We start from the raw sequence: 17102 nt of genomic DNA on the forward strand, positions 1-17102 counted from the left end.
ATCAGGGCTTAAGCTGCCAGGCGGCCGACACCCGCGGGTGCGGCTGCGTGGGCGAAGTCAGGTAAATCAGCTCGTTGAGCTGGCCCACGCGCCAGGTTTCCAGCAGGTCGTCGTAGTAATGGGAGCCGGGGTTGCCGCTCTGCCCGCCGGGGAATACGCCGTAGGCCTTGGGCGCGGGGCCCAGCGCCACCACCATGCGCCAGGAGGGGCCGTTGCGCTCCGTGGTGGCATTCACGATGGCCGCGCCGCCGCCGCAGTCCACGTCCAGGTGGCCGAAGCCGGGCAGGCGGGCCAGGTGCAGGATGTCGGTGCTTTTCTGGTTGCTCCAGGCCCATTTCGGCCCCAGCGGCCCGAATTTGCGGGTCAGCGAGTCGGTGGTGAAGCGGAAGCTTTCGAGGGCCAGATCCGTCAAGGCTTCGCGGGCCGACGTCCGGTGGTCATCAATCCAGCGCGAGGTGTCCTCCTGCATGATCAGGTTGTTGGTCCGGTCGCGGGGCGGGTAGCGCATTTCCAGGCCGGTGGCTTGCAGGCCGAAATCATCCTCCCAAAGACGGCTGACCAACTGCGAATACCACAGGTCGAAGATGCTCGGGGCCACGGCGTGCGCGTCGTGAAAGTAGTTCCAGTGGCGTAGCTCGTCGTAGGCGCGCTGTTCGGCGGGCCGCAGCTGATCCGGATTCACCAGTTCCAGCAGGCGCGGCAGCATCAGCTGGGCGTTCAGGTTCAGATTGTCGGTCTGCAGCAGGCGCAGCGAATCGGGCGTGGCCCGCGTCATCTGCGCCAGGCGGGTATTGATGCGGTGGCCCCGCTCGTAGCTGGCGAAGTTCCAGCCCAGGTAATACGGGTAGTCGGGCCCGGCCGGAAACTGGTTGGCCGACGACACGAAGCCGCGCGCCGGGTTTTTCACGTGTGGGTTCTGCACCTGCGGAATCCAGCCCTGCCAGTCGTGCCGCGGGTCGGAGCCGTCGAGGATGAACTTGCCCTGGTCGCGCCATTTCAGCGGAAACTTGCCGTTGGGCCAGATAGCCACGTCGTTTTGCTTGGAGGCGAAGATGAAGTTCTGGGCCGGGGCGGCGTAGGTGCTCAGCGCGGCGGCGTAGTCCTGGTAGTTGTGGGCGCGGTTGAGGCGGTAGAAGGTCAGCACCTCGTTGCCGCCCTCGTGGGCCGTCCAGCGCATGGCGTGGCGCACCGGCGTCTGGGCGTTGAAGGGCTTCTCGTCGTGGTCGTACACCACCGGGCCGTGGTGGGTGTAGAGCACCGTGTCGAGGCGCTCGGCCTGGCCGCGCACCCGGATGCGCTCCACCACCCGGCGCACCGGCTTCCACTGCCCGTCGTGCCAGTACTGCTGCTTGGTGTTGTCCTTGAATTTCAACTGGTACCAGTCGAGCACGTCGCCGCCCACGTTGGTCACGCCCCAGGCCACGTCCTGGTTGAAGCCGATGATGATGGTGGGCGCCCCGGGGATGGTCACGCCGTACACGTTCACGCCCGGCGCCACCAGCTGCACTTGGTACCAGATGCTGGGCAGATTCAGCTGCAGGTGCGGGTCGTTGGCCAGGATGGGCAGGCCCGAGGCCGTGCGGCTGCCGCTCAACGCGAAGTTGTTGGAGCCCAAGTCGGCGGCGGGCTCGTTCTGCGGCACCTTGTCCGAGGCCGTGGCGGCAAACACCTCGGGCACCGGCGGTACTTTCACCGGCGCGTAATCCAGCGGGGTGCCGGCGGGCACTATCGGGTCTTCGCGGGTGGGGTAATCCGGAAACAGGTCGCGCACCACCGCCGGACCATACTTGCCCAGCACGTTGGAGAGGCGCAAATCGTCGGAGCGGCCGCTCAAATCCCAGGCCATCAGCTGCAAGAGCAGGGCGCACTTCAGCGGCTTCCACGGCTCGGGTGCGTAGTTCAAGAGCTTGTATTCCAGCGGGTAGTCGCGCGGGCTTAGCTCGCTGATGCGGGCATTGACGCCGGCCGAGTAGGCCTCCAGCACGGTGCGCGTGGTCGGGTCGGCCATCATCACCGCCAAGGACTTTTCGGCCCCGTGCGGCAGGCCCATGCGGCGCTGAAACCGGTCGTACTCCAGGGCCCGCGCCCCCACGATTTCGGAAATGCGCCCGGCCGCCACGTGGGTCTGAAACTCCATTTGCCAGAGCCGGTCCCGCGCCGTGAGGTAGCCCTGGGCGTAGTACAGGTCGTGGTCGTTCTGGGCGAAGATGTGCGGCACGCGGTGGTCATCGAAGCGCACCTGCACCGGCTGCTGCAGGCCGGGCAGCGTGAGGGTTTGCTCGCGGGCGAAGTCGCCGGGGGCTTCGCCGTTGCGCCAGAAGCCCTGAAACGGGCTCAGAAAGCGCCCGAAGGCCGGAATTTCGCCGTGGTTGGTATCGAGCACCCACACCAGCACCCCGGTAGTGAGCAGAGCCAGCACGGCCCGGACGTAACGCAGCATAGAACAAAAGGGAAGTCAGCCGCTACAACATCCGACAAAAAAACGCGGCGCGCAAACCCCGGCCGGGGTTTGCGCGCCGCGCACCGGTCGAGGCGCCGGCTTAGCGCTTGCCCGCGGGCAGCAGAAAGTTGATGCCGATGCGGCCGTCTAGCTTGCCCGAGTTGCCGCCCGGCGCGTAGGTGCGCCGGTACCCCGCGCTGACCTCCAGCGCCGTGCGCGGGCTGATGAAGTAGCTGTAGCCCACCGCCGCCCGGGCGCCGAATGACATGAAGCGCTGCGGATTGCTGAGGCGCCCCTGCTCGGTTTCGTACCGTTCCAGCACCCAGTTGTGCTGGGCGAACAGGCTGGCTTCGGCGAACAGGCGGTGCCGGCCCCCGCCCAGGAAGTAATAGCGGGCAAACGGCGTGACGCCCGCCGACCAGTTTTGGCGCGAATACCCGATGGTGCCGTACCCGACGGTCGACGTCCAGGGCGCATAGTAGTAGCCGGTGAAGGTAGATTGGGAGCGGCCGTGGCCGACCTGCGCGCCCACGCCCACCAGCAGGTTGTCGGCCACGAAGCGGCCCACCGTGGGCGTTAGCGTGCCTGAGAACTGCCGAAAACCGTCGGTAGCCCGGCCGTAACTCAGGTTGCCGGCCGACAGACCGATGAGTGTAGTGCCACGCTCGGTTTGGGCATGGGCCGAGCCGCCGGCCAGCCCTACCAGGCCCGCCAGGAGTAACAAGTGTTTAGTCATAAGAAGGGGAGGGAAATAACAACGGCTGCGCCGCTTTATACCGGAGGCCTGGGGGCGGTTTATAGTTGCAAGCCCGCAGCGTGATGTCCGAAAACTGGCGTTTCGGGGCGCGGCTTGGCACTTGGTGTCAGCCGGCCCCTGATACCAAAAAACGCCGCGCTACCCCGGTTTAGCAGGGGTAGCGCGGCGCATAGGCTGGCCAGGCGTGCTTTATGGCGTACCGGTGCCGCCCGACGGCAGGAACACGCTCAGGCCCAGGTGTACGTCCACCGTACCCCGGCTGTGGTTACTGAGGTAGGAGTACTGGTTGTTGCGCCGGTAGCCCAGCGTGGCTTCCAGCGCCACGCTGGGCGCCAGGAAGTAGTTGTAGCCGGCCCCGGCAAACCAGCCTTTAATGGTTTCATTATAGCGGGTTTCATTGATGGTAAGGCCGTTTTCGCGCCGCGCGCCGCTGTTGTTGTAGCGCGTTATTTCCCCGCTGAGATGAGCAAACAGTTTGTGCTTGCTGGCATCGACGAAGTAATAGCGCGCAAAGGGCGCCAGCCCGTAGCTCCAGCTGCGGGCAATGCTGACAACCGGGCCGTCGGCCCCCGAGTAAGTGGTTCGGTCGCGGCTGTAGCTGAACGGGAGACCGGTGCCCACCGCCAGCCGGTCGACCACGAACCAGCCGACGCTGGGGTATACGGCGGCCGTGAACGAGTTGTCTTTGTCGGCGTAGCTGGTGTAGTTCAGGTTGCCCACCGACACGCCCAGCAGCTTGGCGCCACGCTCGGTCTGGGCCCGGGCCGGCAGCGCCAGGGAAGCGGCGGCCAGTAATAGTAGGTATTTGTGCATCGTATTGAAAAATAAAGCGTTAGTTGTCGACCGCGGGCAGAAATACACTGAAGCCGACGCGCACATCGACCATGTTGCGCGGATGCAAAATCCGGTCATACGCCACGCGGTAATAGCCCGCCGAGGCCTCCAGCGCCGCGTTGGGCGTCAGGAAGAAGCTGTAGCCCACGGCGCCATGGTAGCCGTAGGTACCCGTGTTGCGCGTGTAATAATCCTCCGGACGCGGACCGCTGACTAGGCGGTAGTCCAGGCTACGGTAGTGGGTTACTCCTATATCGACCCCAGCTTCCCCGAACACGCGGTGCCGGCCGCTGCCCGGCAGGTAGTAGCGGACAAAAGGCGCCAGGCCGTAGCCTAACTCGCGGTAGTATTGAATGCCGTTCGACCGCTGCCGGCCGTAATGCAGGTTCAGGCCGGCCCCCAGAGCCAGATTATCGGCCAGAAAGTACGCCGCCGAGGGGTGTAGCGCCGCCGAAAAGGTCGAGCCCGAGTATTTGGCTCGGCTGTAGCTCAGGTCGCCCAACGAGACGCCCAGCAGTTTGGCCCCGCGCTCGGTCTGGGCCTGGGCAGCGGGCAGCAGCAGACCGCAGGCGGCCAGTGCTAATAAGGGTTTTCGCATACCGGATGAAAACGGATGAGGATAGAAAAAGCGGTTCCATAAACTGCCGGAAGGCAGCCGCTATTGCCTGGAGCCAGCTCCGAAAATAAAGGTTGCAACCAAAAACGCCCCGGCTGCCGGGCAGTCGGGGCGTTCAGGAATAAGGTGCTGGCCGGGAGGCGTTATAAATTCTCCGCCTGGCGCACGAGGCCGTTGATACCTCGATTCTGCAGGCGCTGCCACACGTCGTCGGCCACGCTGCGGGGCATGCGCTGACCCACGATGACGCGGTTGAGCGGGCGGCCGTTCACGTTGTCCTGGCGCACGGCCACGGGCAGTTGCGCGTCGAGCGACTTGATCTGGGCCATCAGGGCTTCGGCGTTGCGCAGCTCGCCGAAAGTGCCGGCCTGTACCACGTAGGTGGCTTCGGTTTCGGGCGTGGTTTCGGTCACGGCTACGTCAGTAGCCTCAGGCTCGGGCACCGTCACGGTGCCGGCCACCGGGCCGAGGGGCGTATCATCGGGCACGATTTCGGCCACGACGCCCAGGGCGCCCATACGCACGATGTCGAGTGGGCGGGCGGCAATTTCCGACAGATCCAGGATGCGCTGGTGACGGTACGGGCCGCGGTCGGTTACTTCCACCACCACGGCTTTGCCGTTGCTGGGGTTGGTCACGCGCAGCTTGGTGCCGAAGGGCAGGGTCTTGTGCGCGCAGGTGTACTTGTTGCGGTCGAAGCGGGTGCCGCTGCTGGTGCGGTGGCCCTGATGCTCGCGGCCGTACCAGGAGGCGCGGCCCCGGAGCACGGCGCCCTTAGAGGCCGTGGCAGTGGGCGTATCGTCGGCGAAGGAGGACAGCGAGGTGGCTACCAGCAGCAGGGCCGTCAGCCACATCATCAGCAAGCCCGAGAGGTTCTGTCGTTGTTTAAACTTCATTCATTCTCTGCTATTGTGAACAGGCCAAATCTATTAGCCTATCCGAAATACAATCCAAACCAGAAGCCCGGCTTGCTGTCAATATAGATTAAAAATTGTGCTTTACCTGTAAAATTTGCATTAGCCCTAACTCGGCCATTGGCGCAAAATCCATGATTGTGTTTCCTGAAGGGTACGTTTGGATTCTATATAGACGAAACCGGGTGGCGGGCGGAAATAAGATTATCCGCCGCTGAAAAAAAATGCCGAGCTGGCTCCGCCTTTTGTCCAAGTGCCGGTTGCAGGAGTGAAAAATAATGCTTAAGCAACTAGTAGCCCCGGCCGACGCCTTCTCGTAAGTTTACCCATGGATTTTGGCCGACTTCCGGACGTGCGCGGCATCGACTTTCGCCTGCCGCCCGACCACCCCGACACCGCCGCCCTGCTGGCCCGCCTCGCCCCACCCGCTGCGCCGGCGCCCATCTGGGTTGGCTGCCCCACCTGGACCAACAAAGCCTGGCTGGGCAGCTGGTACCCGCTGGGGCTGCGCGAAGACCAGCAGCTGCAGTACTACGCCCGGCAGTTCAACTCGCTGGAAGTCAATGTGACGCACTACCGCATTCCCGATGCCGAGATGGTGCGCCGCTGGCGGGCCGCCGTGCCCGCGCACTTCCGCTTCTGCCCCAAAGTGCCCCAGAGCATCAGCCACGACCGGGAACTGTACCGCGCCGACGACCTGACCAACAGCTTCTGCCGCGCCCTCGAAAACCTGGGTGAGCAGCTCGGCATGGCGTTTTTGCAGATGGGCCCCAACTTCGCGCCGCCCCAGCTGCCGCGCCTGGAACGCTACCTGCTCGACTGGCCCGCCCACCTGCCGCTGGCCGTGGAGCTGCGCCACCCCGCCTGGTACCACGACCCCGGCGTGCTGGCCGAAACCGGCGCCCTGCTCGAAGCCCTGGGCAAAACCTGGGTTATCAGCGACGTGGCCGGCCGCCGCGACGTGCTGCACCAGCGCCTGACCACGCCCCGGGCCTTCATCCGCTTCAACGGCCACGCCCTGCACCGCACCGACTACCTGCGCGCCGACGCCTGGGCCGAGCGTCTGGCCGACTGGCTGGCCACCGGCCTGCACGAAGCCTACTTCTTTATCCACCAGCGCGACGTGAACGACGCGCCCACCTGGGCTCAGTACTTCCTGCAGCGTCTCGGCAAGCTCACCGGTCGCGAGCTGCCGATGCCGCAGCTAGTGGTGCAGCCGGTGCAGGGCCGGCTGTTCTGAGGCGACGGTGGGGCAATTCTTTTAAAAGAATATGCCCACGGTGAGTCCGGCCGCCGGCGCCAGCTTGTGCCCGGCCTGACTGCCGCGGCCCAGCTTCAGGCCCGCCGAGGCGTCGAGGAAGCCGCGCTGGCCCAGCGGGAGCTGGTAGCCGGCCACGAGCTGATTGGCCCGCCGCAGCTGATAGGTGTAAGCTGCGCCGCCGCTGACCTCAGGCTGCAGCGTGCTCTGGAAGGTGCGGCTGGCCAGCAGGCTGACGTAGGGGCCGCTGAATTCTTCGCGGGCTTCGTTGCGCAGGCCCTTGATCGGCAGGTAGTAGCGCAGGCCCGAGGTGACGTCGAACTGCGTCAGGCCGGGTGCTTCGGGCTGACCCGGCAGCGGCTGGCGCGCAGGGTCGTAGACGGAGGTGAAGGTAGCCAGCACGCTCAGCCCGAAAAACAGCCGCCGCTCGTAGCCTAGGCTGACGGGCAGGGTCAGGCCGGTTTGGCGCGTCCAGGACTGGCTGGCGGCCAGCCCCACCTTGAGCACGCCCACCCGCTCGGGGCGCAGAGGGCAGCTGGCGGAAGCTGCGGCGGGCGTGAGCGAGGCCGGGGGCAGGCCGCGCAGCAACTCACTGCTGCTGAGCGGGGCCGTCTGGGCGTACGATGAATGAGCGGGGGCGCCGAGTAGCGCCAGCAGCAGCGCGCTGCCGACGGATTGGATGAGAGTAGCCATAACAAGGAGAGTTGTGGCCATGATGCACATCGGCCCCGGCGGTGTTGCACCCCTCACCCCATCATGTGAGTCCGCGACGGGCAATGTGGCGCGGGGCGTAAGCCGGCTGCGCGCCAAATCTCGTATGTTGCTCCGCCCTTTGTCGTTCTGCTCCTATGCCCGCACCTATACTCCCGCCGCTGCTCGTCAGTGCGCTTGTTTGCCTGCTCAGCCTGAGCCAGTTGCCAGCCTCCGCTCAGTCTCCCGCTGCTGCCGATGAAACGCGCTGCCTGCTGCTGCCCCTCGACCCGGCCCGGCGCGCCCAGGCTGCCACGTTGGTAGTGGAAGCCGAAGTGCTCAGCCAGCGCAGCTTCTGGAACGACGCGCACCGCCGCATCTACACCGCCAACACCCTACGCGTGTACAAGCTGCTGAAGGGGCAGTGGGCCGCCGCCGCGCCGCTTACCGTCGTGACCGAAGGCGGGGCGGTGGGGGATACGCTGCAGACGCTGACCAACACCCTGCGCCTCAGCCCCGGCCAGCAGGGCCTGCTGTTTCTGACGCCCGCCAGCTTTGCCGGCGCGGCCCGGCCCGAGGCCTGGGCCGCCTACGCCAGCCGGCAGGGCTTCGTGCGCTACGACGTCGTGACGGCCACGGCCAATGAGCCGTTTCGCCAATACCCGCTGCTCGACGAGGCGTTCTACCGCGCCCAGACCGCGCTGACCGGCCAAGCCCTGCGTGAGCTGGCCCCAAACCCCGCCCTGGCCGCCGCGCTGCTCCGCCGCCAGCAGCCCGCCGAGGCCCGGGGCGTCAACGCGCCGCTCATCACCGGCTTCAGCCCGCGCGCCATCGTGGCCGGCGCCGATTCGGTGCTGACCATCAGCGGGGCGGGTTTTGGCACGGCCCCGGGCGGCGTGGAGTTTCGCAACGCCGACGACGGTGGGGTGTCCTTTACCCGCGTCAATGCCCGCGACGTGCTGAGCTGGTCTGATGCGCGCATTCAGGTGCGCGTGCCCTCCTACAGCAGCACCGCCGACCCGGCCGGCAGCGGCACCTTCCGGGTCGTCACGGCCGATCAGCAAATGGCCACCAGCCCGGTGCTGCTGCCCTTCACGGTACGCTACGCGCTGACCAACGTGCAGGAAACCACTTCGGGCGTGACCTACCGCGCCGGCCACATCAACCAGAACGGCGCTGGTGGCTACACCTTCCAGCCCGACCCGGCCCTGGCCCCGAACGCGGCGGCGCTGGCCGCTTTCGGCCGGGCGCTGAGCAACTGGCGCTGCCAGACGGCCATCAACTGGGACCTGGGTAGTGCCCGCGCCGCCCGGGGCATCGGCAACGACGGCGTCAACGCCCTGGAGTTTGACCAGGGCACGGAGCTGCCGGCCAACATCCTGGGGCGCACCACCAGCACTTACTTGGGCTGCCGCGAAGCCAACGGGAACATCCGCTTCTGGGTCAGGGAAATCGACATGCAGTTCGACGACGGGGTGAGCTGGCAGTTCGGCCCTGGCACGCCCAGCGGTTCGCAGTTCGATTTTGAAACCGTGGTGCTGCACGAGCTGGGCCACGGCCAGCAGCTCAACCACGTCATTGCGCCCGTGGTGGGGGGCGTGCCGCAGCTGGTGATGCACTACGCCATTGGTCGGGGCCAGCTGACGCGCCAGCTCAACTTCAACCGCGACGTGCTGGGGGGCTACGCCGTGCAGCTGGGCAGCGTTCTGCCGGGTGCCTGTGGGCCTGCCTCCGAGCAACCCGCCCCGCTCACGGCCCCGCTGGCCGCGCAGCTTCAGAACGGCCGCGCGCTGCTGAGCTGGACCACCCGCAACGAGTGCAGCGGCATGACCTTCAGCGTGGAGCGCAGCCCCGATGCCCAGACCTGGACGCGCCTCGCGCAGGTGCCGACTACCGGGGCCACCACGTACACCTACACCGATGGTCAGCCGCTCGGGGGCACCAGCTTCTACCGCCTGCAGGTGCAGCTGGCCAACGGCCTGAACCTGCCCGCCGCGCCGGTGGGCGTGCGCGAAAGCGGCGCGGCCTTGCTGGTGTACCCCAATCCGGCCACCGGCCCGCTGCTAACGTTGGAGTACAACGCCCCGGCGGCCTCCAACGCCCTGGAAGTGCGCGTTTTTGATGCCCTGGGCCGCTACTACGGCGGGCAGCGCCTGACGGTGCCGCAGGCCGGCGTCAACACGCTGCGCATTGGGCTGCCCACGCTGCGGGCCGGCTGGTACGTGCTGCGCTGGAACGACGGCGGCGCCCACGGCACGGTGCCCTTCGTGCGGGTGCAATAACGCTGGCCGGCCCCGGCGCGTACCGTAGAGCCGCCGAATCCGCCGAACTGGCCCGTACTTTGCCAGCGGCTGGCTCGTTAGAGTCGTGCTTTACCATTCCCCGCGCATGCCCGTTTTCCGCCTCCGCCCGCTGCTGCTACTTACCGCCGCCAGCCTGCTCGCCCACGCCGCCTCGGCCCAGAAATACCGCACGGCCGTAGGTCTGCGCCTGGGCAGCGGCAACTACGGCTTCACGGCCCAGCAGCGCATCTTCGAGAAAACCACTTTGGAGGGCCTGGCCACGTTTCGCAGCCGCGAGGTGATGGGCACGCTGCTCATCGAGCGGCACTTCCACATTCTCGGGCCGGCCCTCAACTACTACTTCGGCGCCGGGGCCCACGCCGGCGGCCACAAGGACTACGGCACCGTCGGCGGCTTCGATGGCATGGTGGGCGCCGAGTGGAAGCTGCCCATCGTGCCGCTGCAGCTCAGCGTCGACTTCAAGCCCAGCGTGGAGCTGAACAACGAGGACTGGTTCCGCTTTCCCACGGCCGTATCGGTGCGCTACGTGCTGATCAAGGAGAAGAAAAAGCCTTTCATGGGCGGCCTTTTCGGCGGCGACAAAGACAAGGAGCGCGGCAAAAGCAAGCAGAAAACCAAGGCCGAGCCGCGCAAGTCCGGCGGGCTGTTCGGTAATTAAGACGAGCACGTGTTCAGGTAGGACTGCTGCTGAGGCCGCCTGAAGCCATGTAGAAACTACAGTGTACAAAGCCGCCGCGCCGCGGGTGCCAATTGCATCATCTGTAATTGGCGCCCGCGGCGCGGCGGCTTTGTGAGCGAATAAACCATTTCTATTCGGTGTCTGCGGGGAAATAGGAGTGGCTGCTCTTGGCGGGCAGGCAGGCGGAATCAAATCAGATGATAGGTGAATTTTGTGTATTTCCATGGACAAGTTCACTTTTCAGAAAATATTATTATAAATATCATACAAAAAGTACTTGGATAGAGTATATTTATTAAGCCTTGCCGATCCTTTTTTCCACCATCAACGCTGAATGACCATGAAGCACTTTTCGCTGCTCATGCTCCGAAGCGGCTGGCTCCTGTTCCTCCTGCTGTTCGCCACGCAGCTGAGGAGCTGGGCCCAACCCACCGGCTGCACCCGCCCCGATCCAGGGGGTAACCCCGCCACCAATGGACTTTATGCTGAATACTACACCGGTTATTTCAACGACGACCAAAGCTTCTTTACCTCCAACGCCCCGGGCCTCACGCGCATCGACGCGCAGCTGAACTTCCCGGACTCCGACAGCTGGGGCACCGGTATCGTGCCGCCGGCCGGCGGCGCGCCCGACGACCCCGCCGACTTCAGCGCCCGCTACCGCGGCAGCCTGTACGTGCCCGTGGCGGGTAACTACACCTTTTTCCTCTCCTCCGACGACGCTTCCTATTTCTGGATTGATGCGGCCGCGCAGGCCCTGCCGGCGCAAACGGCCGATGCCCTCATCGACAACGGCGGCGGCCACGGCACATTGGAACGCAGCGCCACGGTGTTTCTGACCGCCGGCCTGCACGGCGTGCTCATTCACTACGGCGAAGACCTCTACGGCAACAACCTGACCTGGGAATGGGAAAGCGCCGATGCGGGCATCACGCGCCAGATCGTGCCCAGCTCGGCCCTGTGCTCCGCCGTGCAAAACCTGCTGCAGCTGCCCCAGAGCATTGCCTACTCGCCCGCTACGGCCGGGGTGGCGGCCGGCTCGGTCATCAGCTCGGGCGTGCCGGTGGTAAACGACGGCGGCCAGCCCATTACGGCCTTTGCCGTGGCCAACGCCGGCAGCCTGCCGGCGGGCATCAGCATCAATACTGCGACGGGCGTGCTCACGGCGGCGGCTACGGTGCCCAGCGGCGTGTATAGCGTGAGCGTGTCGCTGACCAACGCCAGCGGCACCAGCACCTTCGGCAACGTCTTCACCTTCGACATTGCCCCGCCGCCGCCCTCGGGCTGCACCGGCACCGACCCCGGCGGGGCGGCGCCCTCGCGCGGGCTGTACGGCGAGTATTACGCGGGCTTTTTCGGCAGCGACCATAGCTTCTTCCAGACCGCGCCCGATCTGGTGCGCGTCGATGCGCTGGTGAACTTCACCAACACGCCCAGCTGGGGCAGCATCGTGCCGCCGGCCGGGGGCTCGGCCGCCGACCCCGATGACTTCAGCGTGCGGCTGCGCGGCAGCCTCTACGTGCCCACCACCGGCAGCTACAAGCTGTACCTGACTTCCGACGACGCCTCCTACCTCTGGCTCGACAACGCCGCCCTCGACGCGCCGGCCCAGACCAGCCGGGCCACCATCGACAACGGCGGCCTGCACGCCGCCCGCACCGACTCGGTGACGGTGTTCCTGACCGCCGGCCTGCACAACCTGCTGATTCACTATGGGGAAAGCGGCGGCGGCAACGTGCTGATGCTGGAATGGGCCAGCACTGCGGCGGGCATCACGCGCCAGCCCGTGCCGGCGGCGGCCCTCTGCACGGTGGTGCAGCCGCTGCGCCAGCCGCCCACGGCGCTCAGCTACTCTCCGGCCAGTCTGTCGACGGTGAGCGGGCGGGCGGCCTCGTCGCCCACGCCCAGCGCGACCAGCCCGCTGCCCGTGCAGGGCTTTGCGCTGCTGAACGCGGGCAGCTTGCCGGCGGGCATCAGCATCAACAGCACGACCGGCGTGCTCACGGCCGCCTCCACCGTGCCGCAGGGCCAGTACACGGCGGGCGTGGCGGTGTACAATGCCGAGGGCGCCCTGGAACAGCCGCTGGCCTTTGCCTTCGTGGTGACGCCCCCGCCGCCCGGCGGCTGCAGCGGCAGCGACCCGGGCGGCAGCCTGGTGTCGGCGGGCCTGTTCGGGGAATACTACCCGGGCTATTTCGATGACCAGACGGATAACCAGGGCTTTTTCAAGCGCACTACGGCGGCCTTCTCCCGCATCGACCCGCAGCTGAACTTTGGGGCCGTGGGCAGCTGGGGCGACATCGTGCCGCCGGCCCAGGGCTCCAATGAAAACCCCGACCAGTTCAGCGCCCGCTACCGCGGCAGCCTCTACGTGCCCACGGCCGGCAACTACACGTTCTACCTGACCTCCGACGACGCTTCTTACCTCTGGCTCGACGACGCGGCCCTGGCCTCGCCGCCCACGCTGGCCGCCGCCCTCATCGACAACGGCACCGGCCACTCGCCGCGCACCATCAGCGCCACGGTATTCCTCCCGGTGGGGCTGCACAACCTGCTGGTGCACTACGGCGAGTTCAACGGCAGCAACGTGCTGCAGCTGGAATGGGAAAGCACCGATACCGGCCTGGCCCGGCAGCTGGTGGCGGGCACCTCGTTCTGCTCGGCGCTGCAGGCGCCCCGCGGGCCGCTGCCCATCACGCTGGTGGGCTTCCGCGCCCGGGTGCAGGGCGAGCAGGTGGAGCTAACCTGGGAAACGGCCCAGGAAATCAATAACCAGCACTTCGAGCTGGAGCGCTCGGCCGACGGGCGCAGCTACCGCAGCGTGGCGCGCATCACGGGCGCCGGCAACAGCAGCACCCGCCGCAGCTACCGCCACTTCGACGCGCAGCCCCTGCCGGGCCTGAGCTATTACCGCCTGCGGCAGGTCGACTACGACGGAGCCACCACCGTGAGCGACGCCGTGGCCGTGACGCGACCGGGTGGCAAAACCATGGCCATCAGCGTGTATCCCAATCCCAACGACGGGCGCTTCACGCTGAAGCTGCAGCAGCCCGCCCCGGCCGATGCCCGGCTGGAGCTGCTGGACCTGAGCGGGCGCGTGCTGTTGCGGCAAGTGCTGCTGCCGGGCGTGCAGGAGCAGCAGCTGGCGGCGCCCGGCCTGGGCCGCGGGGCGTACCAGCTGCGCCTGACCACGCCGGCCGGCAGCTGCGTAACCAAGGTGCTGGTGCAATAATGGCCTGCGGGCCACAGCCGAACGGCCCGCTCCGCAGATGGCGGGGCGGGCCGTTCGGCTGTACCAGCGGTGTGCGTCAGCAAGAGTTGAGCAGATGCTTAACCCTTGCTGACGCGGCCGCTGCCGGCAACGTGGCTGGTTACGCGGGGCGAGCCGGCGTAGTAGATGTTGCCCGAGCCGCTGATGTGCGCGTCGAGGGTTTCGGCCACGTTCAGGCGGCAGTTGCCCGAGCCGCTGATGCGGGCCTCGCAGGTGCTGGCCTTGAGCTCAGCGGCTTCGATTCGCCCCGAGCCGCTCACGCTGGCCGACAGGGAGCGGGTGCTGCCGTTAAGGCGCATCTGGCCCGAGCCGCTCACGCTGGCTTCCACCACTTCGGCCTGCAGCGGGGCCCGCAGCTGGCCCGAGCCGCTCACGGCTACCGTCACGGCTTTGCCCGTCAAAGTGTTGTCGGCGTGCAGGTTGCCCGAGCCGCTCACGCTCAGGCCTTCCAGCGTCGTCACGGTCACGTACACTTTTACCGGGCCCTTGAAGTTGCGCCAGCTCATGCCGGTGTGGTTGACGGTGCCCACGCGCAGGCGGCCCTTTTCCACGGTGGTTTCGACTTCTTTCACGTCCTCAGGCTGGCCCACGACTTCCACTTTCTGCGCGTTGCCCTGCGTCACGATGACTTCCATGGAGCCGGCGAGCTGCACGCGGGTAAACGCGCCCACCGTGCGGACCTCGCGGGTATCGGCCGCGGCACGAAGGGCGGACGGCGGGCCCGGGGCGACGGGACGGAAAGCGGTGGCGGCGGCCAGCAGCAGCAGCAGGCAGGCCAGGTGGGGGAGGCGGGAGGTTTTCATAGGCGAAGATTGAATGGGATATTCAAGGTAGCAGATGTTGGCAATACCGCCACCCGTTGCCTGGGCCGGCTTAGGTAATTGTTATAGCTCCACCCATTAGCCAATGCATCATTGCCCAAAGGAGCCCGCGGTGGGCACGCTTAACGCGCCGCCCAAACTGGTTTCCGCCGGCGGAAGCGGTTTTTTCGTGAGCTTTAGGCCCACGATCAGTCCGCTGCCATGACGCCCAACGAAGAACTGCTGCACCGCTTCTACCAGGCGTTTCAGCGCCGCGACGCCGCCGGAATGGCGGCCTGTTATCACCCCGAGGCCACCTTCGAGGACGCCGCTTTCCGGCTGCGGGGCGCCGAAATCGGGCTGATGTGGCGCATGCTCTGCGAGCGGGGCAAAGATTTGCGCCTGAGCTACAACGACATCCGGGCCGACGAGCAGCAGGGCGCCGCCATCTGGGACGCGCACTACACCTTCTCGCAGACCGGCCGCAAGGTGCACAACCACATCCGGGCGCACTTCACCTTCCAGGACGGCCGCATCCTGACCCATCACGACGACTTCAGCTTCTGGCGCTGGTCGCGACAGGCGCTGGGGCCGGTGGGCTGGCTGCTGGGCTGGTCGCCGTGGCTGCAGCGGCAGGTGCGGGCCAAAGCCGAGAAGGGCCTGCAGCAGTTCCGCACCTTGCGGGCCCTGTAGAAGCGGGTTTCGTCTCCCCAGCCAGCGCCCTGCGTATCTCGCCGATGCTGCTTTTGTTGCTGAATTTGGCCATAACGGCCTACCTCACCGGCGTCATCTGGACGGTGCAGCTGGTGCATTACCCCAGTTTCGCGCTGGTACCGGCCGCCGGCTTTCCGGCGTTTCACCGTGCCCATCTGAAGCGTATGGGCTGGGTGGTGATGGCACCGATGGTGGGCGAGCTGCTGCTGGCGGGTGCCTGGACCTGGCAGGCGCGCACCGCGCCAGCGTTGGGGGCGCTGGCCCTGGTCGGGTTCATCTGGGCCGTGACGTTTCTGGTGTCGGTGCCGCTGCACAACCGCCTCGCCGCTGATGGCTGGAGCTACGCCGCCGTGTACGGACTGGTGCGCACCAACTGGCTGCGTACCCTGGCCTGGACGCTGCGCCTGGGCCTGCTGGGCTGGGTGCTGTTGGGCTTATTGCCCTGAGCAAGCCGCAGAAAGCCCGAACTTACGCAACCCAAGGCGGCGCCCGGTGCGTAGCCGTGGTTATTTTTCCTGCTCTGCCCGCATGCTTCCGCCCCTCGACGCCTTCTTGCCCGAACTGCAGTACCAGACCGCCCGCAGCAGCGGCCCGGGCGGGCAGAACGTGAACAAAGTCGAAAGCAAAGTGGAGCTGCGCTTCCGCGTGGCCGATTCGGCCGTGCTCAATGACGAACAGAAGCAGCGCCTGCTGGAAAAGCTGGCCTCGAAGCTCACTTCGGAGGGCGAGCTGCTGGTGACTTCGCAGGAAGACCGCAGCCAGGGCCGCAACAAGGAGCTGGCCCAGCAAAAGTTCTACGAGCTGCTGACCAAGGCCCTGCACCGCCCCAAGGCCCGCAAAGCCACCAAGCCCAGCAAAGGCGCTGTGCGCAAACGCCTGGAAAGCAAGAAGAAGCACGGCGACAAGAAGTCGAACCGCGGCCGGGTGGATTTCTAGGAGGTCAACTCCGTTGTCGGGTTCCGCACCGGGCAGCCGGCCGCCCGGTCGTCGGCTGCCCGGTACAGGCGCGCCCGGATTCGGACTATTAGCGCGGCGCCGGTTAGTTCAGATCGAGGCCGAAGAGGATGCCGAACCAGGGCCGGTGCTGGTAAATCCAGACCCGCCCGTCGGGCCCGAGCAGGTGGTCGACGCCCACGGCCAGGCCCACGTTGAACACCCGGGCATCGAAAATGCCGGCCGCGCCCGCATGGACCACAAAGCCCTCATACTCCGGGCCGGGCGTTTGCCGCGTCACGTCGCCGGTAATGAAGGTGGAGCCCAACCCCACGAAGCCGCCGTAGCCGAAGCCCGTGGCCCGAATGGCGGGCACGACGCGCCCAGCCGGGCCGCGGTAGGTGCTGAAGCGGTAAAAATCCAGGCGCCGGCCGAAGTACAGCGCCCCGTTGAAGTTGGTGTTCAGCTGCACCGGCACGCCCGCCCGCGCCGGCCGCACCTTAAACGGGATGGTAAACACGTCGACGTCGAAGCGGCGGGCCTGCAGCGTGACGTAGCGGCGCAGCGGCAGCTGGTAGAAATGCTGCGTCGGGGCCGAGTCCGGGGCGGGGTAATGGTCGAAACGCAGTGTGTCGCCGAGCTGGTACACTTGGTACTGGACCCGACTCGGCGCGGTGGTGCGCAGGGCCGCGTCGTCGGTGGCCCATACCGTGTACTGACCGGCCGGCAGCTGCGCCACCTGGTTCAGCCGCCCCACGGTGGCGCAGCCGCTCAGCAGCAGGACGAGGAGTGAATGAATGGATGACCGAATGATTGAATAATGCCAACGGGCCCGCTTCGCAGGGGCGCCGGCAGCGGGCGCCGGTCGGGCTGTGTGAAAGGCTGAAGTCATG

The 17102-nt window shown here is 66.5% G+C and carries 15 protein-coding genes; 7 read left to right on the forward strand and 8 right to left on the reverse strand.

Annotated features, from left to right (window positions below; translation table 11 throughout):
- Position 1: 1 nt before the first annotated feature.
- From FDY95_RS05915 to FDY95_RS05935, 5 genes are all read right to left on the reverse strand, one after another.
- Positions 2-2440, reverse strand: coding sequence for a penicillin acylase family protein (locus FDY95_RS05915; protein WP_138075825.1), 2439 nt, complete (start codon positions 2438-2440; stop codon positions 2-4).
- A 100-nt stretch (positions 2441-2540) separates the two neighbouring features.
- Positions 2541-3176, reverse strand: coding sequence for a hypothetical protein (locus tag FDY95_RS05920; RefSeq protein ID WP_138075826.1), 636 nt, complete (start codon positions 3174-3176; stop codon positions 2541-2543).
- A 210-nt stretch (positions 3177-3386) separates the two neighbouring features.
- A complete protein-coding gene (locus tag FDY95_RS05925; RefSeq protein ID WP_171025550.1) occupies positions 3387-4010 on the reverse strand; it encodes an outer membrane beta-barrel protein in 624 nt (207 codons plus the stop codon).
- 19 nt (positions 4011-4029) lie between these two features.
- Complete coding sequence (locus FDY95_RS05930; protein WP_138075828.1) at positions 4030-4629, reverse strand: outer membrane beta-barrel protein; 600 nt, start codon at positions 4627-4629, stop codon at positions 4030-4032.
- Between the two features lie 161 nt (positions 4630-4790).
- A complete protein-coding gene (locus FDY95_RS05935; RefSeq protein ID WP_138075829.1) occupies positions 4791-5543 on the reverse strand; it encodes a septal ring lytic transglycosylase RlpA family protein in 753 nt (250 codons plus the stop codon).
- Positions 5544-5889: 346 nt separating this feature from the next.
- On the opposite strand from FDY95_RS05935, the gene FDY95_RS05940 reads away from it, so the two are divergent.
- Positions 5890-6801: a DUF72 domain-containing protein gene (locus FDY95_RS05940; RefSeq protein WP_138075830.1), complete on the forward strand. Its 912-nt coding sequence runs from the start codon at positions 5890-5892 to the stop codon at positions 6799-6801.
- 21 nt (positions 6802-6822) lie between these two features.
- Here FDY95_RS05940 and FDY95_RS05945 read toward each other — a convergent pair whose 3' ends face one another.
- A complete protein-coding gene (locus FDY95_RS05945) occupies positions 6823-7512 on the reverse strand; it encodes a hypothetical protein (RefSeq protein WP_138075831.1) in 690 nt (229 codons plus the stop codon).
- A 155-nt stretch (positions 7513-7667) separates the two neighbouring features.
- Between FDY95_RS05945 and FDY95_RS05950 the strand changes: the two genes are divergently transcribed.
- The 3 genes from FDY95_RS05950 to FDY95_RS05960 all read left to right on the forward strand — a co-directional run bounded on the left by FDY95_RS05950 (position 7668) and on the right by FDY95_RS05960 (position 13723).
- Positions 7668-9791, forward strand: a complete 2124-nt coding sequence (locus FDY95_RS05950; RefSeq protein WP_138075832.1) for a T9SS type A sorting domain-containing protein — start codon at positions 7668-7670, stop codon at positions 9789-9791.
- A gap of 106 nt (positions 9792-9897) precedes the next feature.
- On the forward strand, positions 9898-10470 hold the full coding sequence (locus FDY95_RS05955) for a hypothetical protein (RefSeq protein ID WP_138075833.1): 573 nt from the start codon (positions 9898-9900) through the stop codon (positions 10468-10470).
- A gap of 361 nt (positions 10471-10831) precedes the next feature.
- On the forward strand, positions 10832-13723 hold the full coding sequence (locus tag FDY95_RS05960) for a PA14 domain-containing protein (RefSeq protein ID WP_171025551.1): 2892 nt from the start codon (positions 10832-10834) through the stop codon (positions 13721-13723).
- Between the two features lie 98 nt (positions 13724-13821).
- On the opposite strand, the gene FDY95_RS05965 is transcribed toward FDY95_RS05960, so the two are convergent.
- On the reverse strand, positions 13822-14565 hold the full coding sequence (locus FDY95_RS05965) for a head GIN domain-containing protein (protein ID WP_138075835.1): 744 nt from the start codon (positions 14563-14565) through the stop codon (positions 13822-13824).
- A 219-nt stretch (positions 14566-14784) separates the two neighbouring features.
- On the opposite strand from FDY95_RS05965, the gene FDY95_RS05970 reads away from it, so the two are divergent.
- From FDY95_RS05970 to arfB, 3 genes are all read left to right on the forward strand, one after another.
- Positions 14785-15255 carry a nuclear transport factor 2 family protein gene (locus FDY95_RS05970; protein WP_138075836.1) on the forward strand — a complete coding sequence of 157 codons (471 nt, stop codon included), beginning with the start codon at positions 14785-14787 and terminating at the stop codon, positions 15253-15255.
- Positions 15256-15299: 44 nt separating this feature from the next.
- Positions 15300-15722: a hypothetical protein gene (locus FDY95_RS05975; protein WP_138075837.1), complete on the forward strand. Its 423-nt coding sequence runs from the start codon at positions 15300-15302 to the stop codon at positions 15720-15722.
- Positions 15723-15804: 82 nt separating this feature from the next.
- Positions 15805-16212, forward strand: a complete 408-nt coding sequence (gene arfB, locus FDY95_RS05980) for an alternative ribosome rescue aminoacyl-tRNA hydrolase ArfB (RefSeq protein WP_138075838.1) — start codon at positions 15805-15807, stop codon at positions 16210-16212.
- 103 nt (positions 16213-16315) lie between these two features.
- Here the strand turns inward: arfB and FDY95_RS05985 are convergent, their stop codons facing one another.
- Complete coding sequence (locus FDY95_RS05985; RefSeq protein WP_138075839.1) at positions 16316-17101, reverse strand: hypothetical protein; 786 nt, start codon at positions 17099-17101, stop codon at positions 16316-16318.
- Position 17102: the final 1 nt, after the last annotated feature.

The sequence above is a fragment of the Hymenobacter jeollabukensis genome (assembly GCF_005771675.1).
In the GTDB taxonomy this organism is placed as follows: domain Bacteria; phylum Bacteroidota; class Bacteroidia; order Cytophagales; family Hymenobacteraceae; genus Solirubrum; species Solirubrum jeollabukense.